This is a genomic window from Spirosoma arcticum, assembly GCF_054779955.1.
The window spans coordinates 77123-91169 of record NZ_BAAGXG010000001.1; the positions used below are offsets into that span (position 1 = coordinate 77123).

General features: G+C 53.3%; 10 protein-coding genes and 1 pseudogene. 10 read left to right on the forward strand and 1 reads right to left on the reverse strand.

Features of this window, described 5'->3' with window-relative positions; all coding sequences use genetic code 11:
* Positions 1-46 precede the first annotated feature (46 nt).
* From ACYVHB_RS00300 to ACYVHB_RS00330, 7 genes are all read left to right on the forward strand, one after another.
* Positions 47-1522 carry a DUF6056 family protein gene (locus ACYVHB_RS00300; protein ID WP_461048508.1) on the forward strand — a complete coding sequence of 492 codons (1476 nt, stop codon included), beginning with the start codon at positions 47-49 and terminating at the stop codon, positions 1520-1522.
* Positions 1523-1528: 6 nt separating this feature from the next.
* Complete coding sequence (locus ACYVHB_RS00305) at positions 1529-2269, forward strand: dolichyl-phosphate beta-glucosyltransferase (RefSeq protein WP_461048510.1); 741 nt, start codon at positions 1529-1531, stop codon at positions 2267-2269.
* A gap of 21 nt (positions 2270-2290) precedes the next feature.
* Positions 2291-4000: a hypothetical protein gene (locus ACYVHB_RS00310; RefSeq protein ID WP_461048512.1), complete on the forward strand. Its 1710-nt coding sequence runs from the start codon at positions 2291-2293 to the stop codon at positions 3998-4000.
* Positions 4001-4092: 92 nt separating this feature from the next.
* Positions 4093-5061, forward strand: a complete 969-nt coding sequence (locus ACYVHB_RS00315; protein WP_461048514.1) for a glycosyltransferase — start codon at positions 4093-4095, stop codon at positions 5059-5061.
* Positions 5062-5111: 50 nt separating this feature from the next.
* Complete coding sequence (locus ACYVHB_RS00320; RefSeq protein WP_461048516.1) at positions 5112-6410, forward strand: hypothetical protein; 1299 nt, start codon at positions 5112-5114, stop codon at positions 6408-6410.
* 162 nt (positions 6411-6572) lie between these two features.
* On the forward strand, positions 6573-8105 hold the full coding sequence (locus ACYVHB_RS00325; RefSeq protein ID WP_461048518.1) for an MBOAT family O-acyltransferase: 1533 nt from the start codon (positions 6573-6575) through the stop codon (positions 8103-8105).
* 46 nt (positions 8106-8151) lie between these two features.
* On the forward strand, positions 8152-8706 hold the full coding sequence (locus ACYVHB_RS00330) for a Uma2 family endonuclease (RefSeq protein ID WP_461048520.1): 555 nt from the start codon (positions 8152-8154) through the stop codon (positions 8704-8706).
* A gap of 66 nt (positions 8707-8772) precedes the next feature.
* Here ACYVHB_RS00330 and ACYVHB_RS00335 read toward each other — a convergent pair.
* Positions 8773-9045 (reverse strand): annotated as a pseudogene (locus tag ACYVHB_RS00335) (peptide-methionine (R)-S-oxide reductase); the annotation flags it as partial.
* Positions 9046-9293: 248 nt separating this feature from the next.
* Between ACYVHB_RS00335 and ACYVHB_RS00340 the strand changes: the two are divergent.
* The 3 genes from ACYVHB_RS00340 to ACYVHB_RS00350 are packed head-to-tail and all read left to right on the forward strand — an operon-like array spanning position 9294 to position 13902.
* Positions 9294-9668, forward strand: coding sequence for a response regulator (locus ACYVHB_RS00340; RefSeq protein ID WP_461048522.1), 375 nt, complete (start codon positions 9294-9296; stop codon positions 9666-9668).
* Positions 9669-9690: 22 nt separating this feature from the next.
* On the forward strand, positions 9691-11664 hold the full coding sequence (locus ACYVHB_RS00345; protein WP_461048524.1) for a response regulator: 1974 nt from the start codon (positions 9691-9693) through the stop codon (positions 11662-11664).
* 48 nt (positions 11665-11712) lie between these two features.
* Entirely contained in the window at positions 11713-13902 is a 2190-nt protein-coding gene (locus tag ACYVHB_RS00350; RefSeq protein WP_461048526.1) for a sensor histidine kinase, read from the forward strand.
* Positions 13903-14047: the final 145 nt, after the last annotated feature.

The following is a 14047-nucleotide window of genomic DNA, read 5'->3' on the forward strand; positions in this document are numbered from 1 at the left end:
GCCCGATTAACCATTCACACCGGACCTTCGGGTTGGGTGCTACACTATGAAAGAACCCGTTACGGGACGGCTTGCGGACGCAACCGCCATTTTTTTGTTTCTGCTGGCCTGTATCCCGCTGCTTTGCCTGTCGCTCTACAACCACCCCTCGGCGGCCGACGATTATTGTTTTGCCGATACGGCCGTGCGGTACGGCTTCTGGCCCGCGCAGCGCTACTATTACAACGGCTGGACGGGCCGTTATTTCTCCAATATGCTGGTTCACGCCAATCCGCTGGTGTGGGGTTGGTACGATGGATTCCGGCTCATTCCGGCCCTCGCCATTACGGCCCTGCTGTCGTCGCTGTTCACTTTAGTGAGCGAGTTGCTCCGGGGCGAGTTGCTCAAAACCCGCCTGCTGACAACCGGCGTCTTATTTTTTCTGATTGTACTGGCCTTGCGCAGCGTCGTGGAAGCGTTTTTCTGGACGGCCTCCATCGCTACGTACACTGTCCCCACCGTATTGACAATTTACCTGCTGGCGGTCATGCTGCGCTGGTATCGACAGCCTGCGGGCTGGAACAAGCGCCTGACGGTGGTGTGGGCGGGGTTTCTGGTATTTGCCAGCATCGGCTCCGGCGAAACCAACCTGATTCTGCTCGTTTTACTGTTGCTGACCATTGCGGGCTACCGATTGGTATTTCAGCGCACAGTCGATCCGTTCCTGCTGTTTTTGGTCGTGGTCGCGCTGGCCTCGGCATGGTTGTTGTTTCGGGCACCGGGTAACGGTATTCGCATGGGGGGTAATCCGAACAGTGGCGAGTTGGTGAAGTCGATGGGGGCGTCGTTTGGCTGGTTAGCGCGGTCGGTGGGGGAGTGGCTCATCAAAACGCCCATTCTGCCGCTGTCGGTGCTGTTCTGGCCACTGGCCCGGCGCATTGCCCGGCCCGGTAGTCCCAACGCCCGCCTGTTCAACCTCCCAGCTCCGTTGCTCACACTGGTATTCGTGGGGCTGCTGGCGGCCATCATCTTTCCGTCCTATTACGGTATCGGCCTGCCGCCGTTCGCCCGGACCATGAACGTTCTGTTTATCTTTTTTACACTGGGCTGGTTCTTCGTGCTCACCGTTTGGGCGGGTCGCACAGAGCGACGTACGCATTCGACCGTGTCAATGCTGCTGCCTGCGTCGCGCCCGACGCTGCCCGTGCTGGTGCTGACGGGCCTGTGGGTGATGGGCAGCATTGCATTCAGTGCGTCGTTGAAGCAACTGTACACCGACCTGCTGGGTGGCCGTGCGGCTACGTATGACCGAGAGATGAGCGAACGCCACCAGCGGCTTCAGTCACCGGCCGATACGCTCCGGCTGGCGCCCATCAGCGTGTATCCCCCCAGCCTGTTCGTCGAAGACATCCGGCCCGAGCGTACGCACTGGTGGAATCGCTGCCAATCGGGTTACTACGGCCACAAAGCCATCATTCTCGACTCTACGCTGTCTGCGGTTGCCACGGCCCGTGTGCTGGAGCCGACCCCCACCAAACGTTAAGCCCGCATGTCGTCAGTTTGCATGATTATTCCGTGTTATGATGAAGCCACCCGACTCCCCGCAACTGCTTTTATAGCGTACCTGCGCCGGATGCCGACGGTAAGCGTGTGCTTCGTCAACGACGGTAGCCGCGACAACACCCGCGCTGTGCTGGATGGTTTGCAGCAGCAGCAGCCGGACCAGATCGAGGTACTGCACTTAGCCCAGAACCAGGGAAAAGCTGGGGCCGTGCGGGCAGGAATACTGCACTGCGCCGGTCAGCCGGTTGACTACCTCGGTTATTTAGATGCGGATTTGGCCACACCCCTCGACGCCATTGACGATTTGCAGACGGCGCTGGACCGGCAACCCACGCTCGACCTCGTGATGGGGTCGCGCGTCAAAATCCTCGGAGCCGACATTCAGCGCGACCCGTTTCGCCACTACGTTGGGCGTGTGATTGCGACCTTCATCAGCAACATTCTGAAGCTACCCGTTTACGACACCCAGTGCGGGGCCAAACTGTTCCGGCGCGGCATCGTGACTAATCTGTTCCAGGAGCCGTTCATTAGCCCGTGGCTGTTCGACGTGGAACTGCTGGCGCGGCTGATCCGGCAGCACGGCCGGGCCAATGTTGCCGACCACGTGGCCGAACTGCCTCTGAAGCGGTGGATCGAGCAAAGCGACTCCCGCATTGGTTCGGGCTACGTGTTCAGGATGTGGTATGAACTATACCGAATTCACCAAACCTACCGGGATGCCCGTTAATCGTAAACACCCGTTTATTCTATGCCCCGCCTGTACCGACTGCTGGCATTGCCCCCGCTGACGTGGGTGCTCCTGCTGCTGCCCATTGCCGGTTTCTTCATGTATTTCTTTACCCTGCGCTACAACGTCCCCTGGCTCGATGATTACGAGAATATTCCGTATTTTCTGGATCGGTTTCTGACGGCCCCCACGTTCGGTGGCAAGATGACCGCGTTGCTGCGCCCCAACAATGAGCACCGCGTTGTGTATGCCCGGCTGGTGGTGCTGGGTCAGTATTTTCTGACCGGCAAGCTCAATTTCGCCAACCTGATGCTGTGGGGCAACTTAGGGCTGGTCCTTATTTTCGTTCTGCTTTACCGCGCCCTCCACTGGCACGAACGGGTTTCGGCACGGGCGCTGGTGGGACTGCTGCCCGTGCCGCTGTTGCTGTTCACGGCGCAGAGCTACATCATGACGTTCACGGCTATTTTCTCGCTGCAGTACTTAGCCATCATCACCTTAGTCCTGCTGACCCTGTTTGTGCTGGTTACCGACCGGCCGCTTCATCTGGGGCTGGCACTCGGACTTGGTCTGTTGAGCACCTTCAGCATGGGTAATGGCCTGCTGCTGTGGCCCGCCGGTGCCGGTATGCTGTTTGTGCAACGGCGGTGGCTGGCATTGGGCATCTGGCTGGGCGTTGGGGCGTTGGGCGTTTACCTTTATTTCCGGGGCTATCCGGTGCAGCAGGGTAACGCCGAAGGCTTCGCCTATGTTATGAACCACCCGCTGGAGACCCTTGCTGGCTTCCTGGTTTACGCCGGGAGTGTGTTTGATCTGTTTCCCGCGCTGCCCCAGCGATTCCGCTACTACCTTCCGTTTGCAGCGGGGCTGATTGTGGTGACGGGGCTGGCCTACTGGTTGATCCAGACGTTGATTAGTGCCGTAAAAAACGCCCGCTCCCGTCAGCCTGTTAGCCCCTCCCGCTTCGAGGCATTCGTGTTCGGCTGTCTGTTGTTTCTATTGGCAAACATCGCCCTGATTGCTTTTTTTCGGCTCCGGTTTGATTTCGGTATGTCGCTCACGATTTCCTACCGCATCTACTCGCTGACGTTGTGGTCGGTGGCGTCGGTGCTGCTCTTCAGTCGCCTGCCGGAACGGATGCGCGTGCGGGTCTGGCCTGCCGTTTGGGGGCTTTTTGTAGTCGTAAATGTGCTCTCGTATGCCACTTACCTGCCCGTAATTTTTGAGTATCACAAGCACAAACAGGGCTTAACGTTCAGCCAGATTCATAACGACATTGGCCTCGGCGGAAGCCGGAATTCCAACCTGGCCCGCTTCATTTCCGACCTTACGACGCTCATGGACAAACGCGGCTGGTATCGGTTGCCAAACCCCGCCATTACGCCCGATGAGCAACAATTGATGGCTCCGGTCAGCACCGTTACCGGAACTGCTCCACTCCGCGTTGACTACAGACCCGAATTCATTGTGGTCACCAGCGACGAACCGGGTTATGCCGTCGGGCTGAATGAAGGAGCGTACGTCGTCATGAAGTCAGCACGCCATACGTACCTGGTGTTTGCCAATAGGAACCGACCCCTCACGTTCCGGCCCTGGCGGGTGCTGCCGGGCTTCTCGGCCGCAATGCCCATCGCGCTGATGCAGCAGGGCCGCTACCGACTGGGTCTGTTTCGCACCCATCCCGACCGCAGTGTCATTGAATTCACCAATCAGTTCGTCGACGTGCCATAGGTCACTGCTGAACGGACCCGACCGGCCGATAAGCCGGTCGGTCGTATGTTGGGAGAAAAAAACTACTTTTGCCGCTCAAACCACCCATTCCGTTGGATAGTACATTCCATTCGCTGCCCGAACGCATCAACGTCGTTATTCCCCTTTTCAATGACTGGCCCGCTGTCGCGCTGCTGCTGGAGCGTATTCGATTAGTGGTAGACGAGCCGCTATGCAACCGGCTGGCATTTTTAATCGTGGACGATTGCTCCACCACCGTTTATGACACTATTCCGGCTGGCGTGGGGCAATCGGTATCCATTCTGCGGCTGTTTCGGAACGTGGGTCACCAGAAAGCCATTGCCCTTGGGTTGTCGTTCTTAGCCGATCAGCCCGACCAATACCCGACCATCGTGATGGATTCTGACGGGGAAGATCGCCCCGAAGACATTGGGCAACTGCTCCGGCGGGGAGCCGAAAAACCCGGTCACGTGGTGTTTGCGCACCGGGCTAAGCGCCACGAAAGTCTCTTATTTCGGGTGTTTTACTTGATCTATAAATCCGTGTTTCGGCTGCTGACGGGTAAGGTCATTACCTTCGGCAATTTCAGTTTGGTACCCGCCGGGCTACTTCGTAAACTGGCTCACGTGTCCGAAATCTGGAATAACTACCCCGGTGGCGTCATTCGGTCGCGGCTGCCCTACACGGCCGTTCCGCTGGAGCGCGGTCGTCGGCTGGCGGGCGAGTCGAAAATGAATTTCGTGTCGCTGGTACTGCACGGGCTGGGGGCCATATCGGTACTTATGGAGACGACGGCCGTGCGGCTGGCGCTGTTCTGCGTGATGATGCTGGTGGCGTCGATGCTGGGCATTGGTATTGTCATTTACCTGAAATTATTCACCAACACCTCCACACCGGGCTGGACAACTTACTTAGTGTTTTCGTTTCTGATTGTCATGTTACAGGCATTTCTTATTTCGCTGCTGCTCGTGTTCATGGTGCTGTCCTACCGCACCCAGCCGCAGTTTATTCCCGCTAAGCAATTCGGCGATTTTGTCGAACGCGTCGAGCGGGTTCATTGATTACCCAACCGTAATTGACGTTTTTTGCCCGTTGATCTACCGAACCATTCATGATCTCACTCGACACTACTTCCCTCGTTAAGGTGCTCATTGCCACCGCTCTGGCTGTGGCTGTGGGGTTGCTGTTCGCCAATCGCCAGCGCGTTGGCCCGCTGCTGCAACGCCACGAGCGGATCACCACCTACCTCACGTTCGTGATGTTGCGGTTCGTGCCGTTTCTGTGCGTCTACATCGTGCTCAACCAGGAGCCGCGCAACGACGTCGATTTCTTTTACCGCAAAGCGGAAGCTGCGGTGCAGGGTAAGCTCGTTTACCGCGAGTTTTTATCCTATCACGCGCCCCTGTTTGGTTACCTGATTAGCCTGCCGCTGCTGCTGTGGCACAACGCGAGGGTGCTGATTCTGCTGATGGCCCTGATGGAGTTTATTATCGCCAAAGCCACGCTGCGTCGCTACCGGACCGGTTCTGATGCGCCAATTGTGTGGTTCGTGATTTATTATCTATTACCGGTGCCGTTTGTGGCGATGGTCCTGTTTGCCGAGGAGGACATCTGGATGTGGGGGCTTTGCCTGCTGTCGCTGTCGCTGCCACAGGGTCGCTGGTTTAGTTTATGGTTAGGTCTGCTGTGGGGCGTGGGCATGCTGACAATCAAATTCATGCTGATTGTGTTTCTGATTCCCTTGTTTTTCATCGTTCCCAACCGATTTCAGTACGTAGGCGGGCTGCTGCTGGTGGGCCTGCCGAGTCTGGCGATTCTGTACGCGCTGGTCGGCATGGATTTTCTGATGCCGATTCAGCATTCGTCGCTGCCCATGACGCCCAACCTGAGCAGTATACTGCGGCCCGTGCTGGGTACGTACTTCGAGCAAATTTCCCTGACCTACCTGAACTGGGCCGGTTTACTGGCGACCATCGGCGGGGCTTCGTTCGTGGGGCACCGGTTTCGGGCCGTGGGCTACCAGCAACTGATGCCACTGCTGTACATATTCACGTTCGCGCTCTTCATGGTATGCCTGCCGAGTTCGCCGGGTTTCTACCTGTTCACGCACACCCTGCCGCTGGTGTTCGTCGTGCTGTCGACGGAGCGGGGAAAGCGGGCCTGGTTTGCGTTTGTGGTGCTGAACGTGCTGGCCATTGTGCAGCCGATTCTATCCGTTATTTACAACAAGCAGGACTTGTACAATAGCTGGTCGGCTATTAACGGTCCCCTCGAATGGGCCGATTACGGCATTCAGTGCATAGAGGTTGGTATTTTTGTGTACTTGCTGCGGGTCGTGCTGAATCGAATAAAGGTTGTCGCCGGGCAGGAGCAAGCCACCGAAATGCCCTCGTCGTTTCGGTTGACTTGACTTGTTTTGCTACTTACCCGAAGGAGTGCTGTATTTGAGTTTTGGGTGTATGAGTGTGTATGTGTTTGAGTCTATCGATACCTACACTCACCCCCTTAAAAACTCAAACACCTAAACACCCAAATACAATACACTCCATTCGCCCGATTACGTCAATCCCGCATGTTATTCAATTCGCTCCAGTTTTTACTTTTTTTCATCGTCGTCACGCTCACCTACTTCGGTCTGAAGTGGCGCGGCCGGTGGATACTCCTGTTGGTGGCGAGTTGCTATTTCTACATGGTCCTCAAGCCAGAATACATTCTGATTCTGTTCCTGACCATTGTCATTGATTACGTAGCGGGTATCTGGATTGCACAGACGACCGGTCCAGCCCGGCGGTGGCTGCTGATTTTGTCGTTAATTTCTAATCTCGGCATTCTGGCGTTTTTCAAATACCTCGGTTTCTTCACCGAAAACGTATCGTGGCTGTTCGCCCAACTCCACATGCCGGAGGTTGCTGAGCAGGTGTTTATTTTGGGAAACCGGCTCTTTGTCAAGGTGTTGCACGTGTTTGGGGAAAGTGGTATTTCGTCGTTTAAGGATAACAAAAGCATTCTGCCGGTTGGCTTGTCGTTCCACACGTTTCAGGCCATGAGCTACACCATTGAGGTGTACCGGGGCAATCAGAAAGCCGAGAAACATTTCGGGATCTACGCGCTCTACGTCATGTTCTACCCGCAGTTGGTGGCCGGACCCATTGAGCGTCCGCAGAACGTGCTTTACCAGTTTCACAAAACGTTTCCCTACGACGCCGAGAACGTGAAAGCCGGGCTGATGCAGATGGCGTTCGGGCTATTCAAAAAACTCGTCATTGCCGACCGGCTGGCCCTGCTCGTCGACTACGCCTACGCCGACCCCAGCCAGCATAACGGCCTGACGTTGCTGGCTGCGACGTTTTTCTACACGATTCAGATTTACTGCGACTTTTCGGGCTACTCCGACATTGCCATCGGGGCTGCGCGGGTGATGGGTTTCTCGCTCATGGAGAACTTCCGGACGCCCTACGTTGCGCAGTCTATCTCGGAGTTCTGGCGACGCTGGCACATTTCGCTTTCGACCTGGTTCCGCGACTACCTCTACATTCCTCTCGGCGGCAACCGCAAGGGCGAAGTCCGGCAGTACGCCAACATGATGATCGTGTTTCTGGCCAGTGGCCTCTGGCACGGCCCCAACTGGACCTACGTAATCTGGGGAGGCCTGAACGGCTTCTACCAGATTCTGGCCGTCCTCCGGGACAAACTATTAGTGCGCCTGGGCCTGACGTCGCCCTCACGAACCGGAACGACAAAATCGGGAATTGGTGCACCTCCCGACAACTCACCGCTACGGGTGGTGGGCAACGTGCTGTTCACGTTCGTCCTGATTATGCTGACGTGGGTGTTTTTCCGCGCCCGCACCGTCGATGACGCCTTTCTAATTCTGGCCCGCATTGCCACGTTCTCGCCCTTCGAGCGCATCGACAGCCCCCTGAACACGGTCGAGATGGGCTTCAGCTTATTTCTGATCGGGTTTCTGTTTGTGAAGGAGTATTTCTACCTCAGCATTCCTACGGCCAACACCGCCCGCTTCGCTCTGCTGTTCGTGCTAATTACGTTCGTGACGTATCTATTTGGCGTTTTCTCATCCAACCAGTTCATCTATTTCCAGTTCTGATTTGGGTATATTTGGGTAGGCCAATCGTGGTTGGCTACTGCAACCGATGACGCTTTCGAACCAGCAAATCAGAACGGCCGACGAGTTCTATTACTTCTGTCAGGAAAATCCAAACCACCGTTTCGAGTGCGAACCCGATGACCACATTATTGAAATTCCCTTGTCCGGAGGAACTATTGGTCGGCTGGATGCTCAAATTACGGCTGACCTGAGTATCTGGAATGAAACGGCTGAATCTGGATTAGTTTTTAGTTCAAGCACCGCTTTTCATTTGCCCGATGGCAGTCTATGCGTAACAAACGCAACGTGGGTTAGCCGCGAACGCTGGGAAGCACTCAGCGAACGGGAGCAGGAAAAATTTCCACCGATTTGTCCTAATTTCGTCATCGAACTGCTCTCCCCGAGCGATTCGCTTAATGCTACGAAAACTAAAATGACCGACGTCTGGATGGCGAATGGTTGCCGGTTAGCCTGGCTAATCGACCCAAAAACAGAAATGACGCATATCTTCCGCGCTAATGGCGAAATTCAAATCGTCCAGGGTTTTGACAAGCCGCTGTCCGGCGAGGATGTGCTGGTGGGGTTTGATTTACAAGTGTGAGGTAAAATTTGCAATTCGCGAATCGCAAATTTCTGTCGTGTCGTCGGTTTAAATCAAGGTACAGATTCACCTTCCCCGTTCAAACTCCAGCGCCACGCCATTCATGCAATAGTGCAAACCCGTTGGGTCGGGGCCCTCGTTGAACACATGACTCAGGTGCGCATTGCAAACCGAACCGCGTACTTCGGTGCGGTTGCCGTCGGGTTCGGTGTAAATAGCGTTGGGAGCGATGGGCGCGTAGAAACTCGGCCAGCCCTTGCCGGAGTCAAACTTGATTTGGAACGAAAACAGCGGGTTACGGTCCCTGACGCAGGTATCATGCGTTAGCGCACTACTGTTGGCCGAATAGAAAAGGGTTTTGGCCAAAAATAAAAAGTACCTCTCCTTAAGCTATCCCATATTGCGCACTCAATAAGTGCTTATTACAACCAGGTAGCCATCGCTTCGTCGGAAGCTAACTCGCGTAATCGACGAAATGCGTTTGTATGAAGTTGGGCAATGGGTAGGGATAGGTAGTGTTATATGGACTTCCCGTTGAGCTTATAAAACTTCTCATCAATAGCCCTTTAATCAATAAAACAATACGTATGAGGATTTTAGTAGTCGATGATGAGACACAAATTCAGCCGCTGTTTATGCAGCGATTTCGCCACGAAATCAGCCGGGGCGAAATCGACTTGACCTTTGCCCGATCTGGCGAAGAAGCCCTGGCCAGTCTTGATGATTCAGGAATTATTCTTATTCTGTCAGATATCAACATGCCAGGCATGAGTGGGCTGGAGCTGCTGCGTCGAATTCGGGACACGCACCCCCATCGCCCCCCGGCCATTGTGATGATTACTGCCTATGGTGATGTAAAAAACCGGGAACAGGCCAGTCGATACGGAGCCGATGATTTTCTGACCAAGCCAATTGATTTCGCTTTGCTAAAGCAAAAAATAACCGAATTCATCCGAATTTGACACATCCTTTACTGTATAGGTAATGATCACGAGAATTTTGGTGGTGGACGACGAGGTTAGCATGCAGCTACTGATGCAACAACGCTTCCGGCGTAGAATTCAGGCGGGCGATTATACCTTCCAGTTTGCAGCCAGCGGGCGGGAAGCCCTGACGCTTATGCACAACGAGCCGGATATTGATGTACTGCTGCTCGACATCAACATGCCCGATATGAGTGGATTAGTGCTGCTGGCCCATCTGCCCGAACTGGTGCCAACGAGCCGGGCCGTGATGGTATCGGCCTACGGCGACATGGCCAATGTACGCACGGCCATGAATCAGGGAGCCTTTGACTTTGTCACGAAACCCATCAATTTTCAGGATCTGGAGCTGACAATTGAGAAAACAGCCCGGCACGTTAGCCAATTGCGGGAATCAATCCGCACGAAAGCGGTGGCTGATCTGAAAGCCCGGTTCTTCGATAACATTACGCATGAGTTTCGTACGCCCCTGTCGCTCATTATCGCGCCGGTCGATGTGATGCTACAGGATACCCGGCATGATGGACCTACCCGACGCAGTCTCCTTACGGTTCGACGCAACGCCAGCCAATTGCTGCACTTAATTAATCAACTGCTGGACCTGGCCAAGCTGGAAGCAGACAGCCTGCCGCTCGTCGAGTCGTGGGGCGACGTGGTGGACTTTCTGGCGCAGGTCGTTGAGTCGTTTCAGTTGTTTGCCGAACAGAAGGGGCTTACACTAACCTTTTCGGCCAACGTGCTGAAGCAGGAAACGGTGTTCGATGCCGACAAATGGCAGAAAATTCTGACGAATTTACTGTCGAACGCGGTCAAGTTTACCACTGCGGGCGGGCAGATTGACGTGCGGTGCGTAGTCGATCAAACCCAGTTGACGTTAACCGTAACGGACACGGGCATCGGTATCGGCCATGACCACCTGCCGCACATTTTCGACCGGTTCTATCAGGTTGACACCTCGCTGACCAGAGCCTACGAAGGCTCCGGGATTGGACTGGCCCTGGCCTATGAACTGGTTCGTCGGGTAGGGGGCGGGTTGTCGGTCGTTAGTGTGCCGGGAGCCGGTACTACGTTTACTGCTGATTTACCCATTGGGCCAGCATTGAGCAACGGGATTGCTTCGGCTCCAACTCACGTTCTGACTGATCCTGAGGTCTTTGGGACAATACCGGTAGTAGCCGAAACGATGCTGGTTAATGCCATTAATGCTGACCTGCCGTTGGTCTTATTAGTTGAAGACAATACGGAACTGCTCTCGTTTGTGGCCGAATCGCTGGCGGTTCACTACCGAATCCTGACGGCCGTCAATGGCCGCGACGGACTCGACATCGCGAAACGCGAACTGCCCGATGTCGTTATTTCGGACGTGATGATGCCCGAAATGGATGGCTACCAACTGACGCATCAGCTAAAGAATGATCCTATCACCGACCACATTGCGGTAGTTCTGCTCACAGCCCGAACAACGGCTGAGAGCCGCCGGGCGGGTCTGGAGCAGGGAGCCGACGATTACCTGACCAAACCGTTTAACTTGGACGAACTGCGGCTGCGGCTGCATAACCTCATCCATCGGCAGCAGAAGCTACGCGACTACTACCAGCGGGAATTCAGTAACGCTGTCTCCGTAACGCCACCAGCCGAGGATAATGGTAAGCCCACAGTACAGGATGCGTTTCTGGCCAAACTGAACCGCATTGTCGACGCTCATCTGGACGATTCAACCTTTCGGGCGGAGTTGCTGGCGGAAGAAGTAGCTATGAGTTTGCGGACCCTGACCCGTAAACTGACAACGCTGGCGGGCATGAGTCCCGCCCGGTTTATACGCATCTACCGGTTGCGCCGGGCCACTGAACTGCTTCGGGCTGGCCACCCCGTTTCCGAAACAGCCTATATGGTTGGCTTTGAGCACCCTGCCAACTTTGCCACCGCCTTTAAAGAGGTATTTCAGCGAACACCAACGGAATACATAGGGCGGTGATACCTTACGTTCACTAAGCTTCCACTTACCCTTATCCTGACGTATTCCATGAATCAACTTCTCACTTGTCTACTATTAACGGTCTTTAGGGTGATAATCTGTCATGCTCAGACTCAACCCGTCTTCCGCATCGACAGCCTCCCGCCACAAGGCATTCTTCTCGATAAAGGCTGGAAATGGCAGGCGGGCGATAATCCGGCTTGGGCCAAACCAGCATTCGATGATTCAAAGTGGGAGCGGATTGATCCCACACAGGATATTAACCAATTAACGCAAATCCGAAAGGCGGGTTCAGGCTGGCTACGGGTCCGTCTACAAATTGATTCATCGCTCAACGATAAAATTGTCAGTATTGTCTCGGATCAGTCGGTGGCATCGGAGTTTTATTGGGATGGCAGGCTCATTGGGAGTTTTGGCCAACTAAGCAGCAATCCAGAAAATGTAAAAGCGTACAATCCAATTGGCACGAATACGCTGCATCAGGTGATTCATTTTTACACAGGGAATTCCAATGAACATGTATTTGCTGTTCGGTTTGCGGTTGAGCCCATAGCTAAATATAGAGATTTTTGGGGTGTAAAAGATGGTTTCTTAAAAGTAAGCTTTTTCTTGTCAGATGCTTCAGGTAATACCCTACGTAAAGAAAATCAGTATGAAAAGAGGGGAGAAATTGATTTTGCAATGTTAGACTACTTTAAATCGGGGGTATTTCTCATTTTAAGTGTTTTGCATTTATTCATATTTTTTTCATATAGAAAACAAAAAGCAAACTTGTATTTCGGTTTTTTTTGTTTTTTAAGTTTTTTTATTTTTCAAATACAAGTACTAGTAGAACAGTATTTTCATTATATAACCGAGCGTCAGTATTATATAGCTATAGTTCAGATTGTTTATTTTACAACCCGGCTTTTGTTACTTACAGCCGTGTATACGCTCTTTTCTTACAGGAATCGGCACACAATCAACATACTTATTGCTCTCATCATAATCTATTTAACTTTTGATACAATTAACTTCTCATCGCCATATTATATTGGAATTACACTGGTAATACTAATGAACTTAGAAATTGTAAGGGTTTCAATCTTAGCCTATAAAAATAAAAAAGATGGAGCGTATCTTCTCTTAGCTGGCTCATTAATTTACATTGTTTTCAATATTCATTATTTCTATACCCTTAGTAATCCTTCAAATCTTATACTTTTACATTTTTCCTTTAATGTTAGTAATTTTGGTATACCAATTAGTATCACTTTGTTCTTAGCCAGGGATTTTGCTCAAACTACGCGCTCATTAGCCTTAAAATTAAAAGAAAACGAAGCCCTTTTTGTAGAAAAACAACACATCCTGGCCACTCAAAACGAGACGCTCGAAAAACAAGTCAACGAACGTACCGCCCAACTCAACCAATCGCTGGCTAACCTCAAAACCACTCAAAATCAACTCATCCAGAAAGAAAAACTGGCCTCTCTGGGCGAACTAACCGCCGGTATCGCCCACGAAATCCAGAACCCCCTCAACTTCGTCAACAACTTCGCCGAGGTATCTGTTGAACTGGCTGACGAACTCCACCAGAGCGTCGAGGAGAACGATAAGCCCCTCAGTCAGGAGTTGGCAGTCGATTTGCGCCAGAACATGCAGCAGATTGCCCACAACGGCCAACGAGCCTCCAACATCGTGCGGGCCATGCTCGAACACTCCTCTGCCAGCACGGGCCAACGGGAACCGACTAACCTCAACGCCTTAGCCGAAGAGTACCTCAAGCTGGCTTATCATGGCTTCCGGCGGTCCGGCGATCCGGCCAAACACAGCGGCTTCACGGCCAACTTACAAACCGACTTTGCGGCTGACCTGCCCTTGGTGGAGGTAGTGGGCAGTGATGTGGGTCGGGTGCTGCTGAATCTGTACAACAATGCCTTCTACGCACTGCGACAACGACAGTTGCAGGAGAATACGGATGCGACGGAGATTTATGAGCCGAGCATCTGGGTGAGTACCCAGCGGGTGGATGGTCAGGTGGAGATGCGGGTGAGGGACAACGGGTCGGGCATCCCGGCTGGGATTCGGGAAAAGGTATTTCAGCCGTTTTTCACCACCAAGCCCACCGGGCAGGGCACAGGCCTGGGCCTATCGTTGAGTTATGACATCATCACCAAGGGGCATGGCGGGGAGATGTGGGTGGAGAGCCAGGAAGGGCAAGGAAGCATTTTTATCGTCAAGCTTCCTCTTCATCAATAAATTCCGAAGCTCTCAAGCGGTTTAGATGTTTCATTTTTACCGAATAGACCAGGTTATTTTTTAATCAGCGTCTGCCTTAACCTGTACAAATGAATGAACCGGCTACACTTATTTCCACTGTTCTTATTTCTGCCCATAAGCCTGT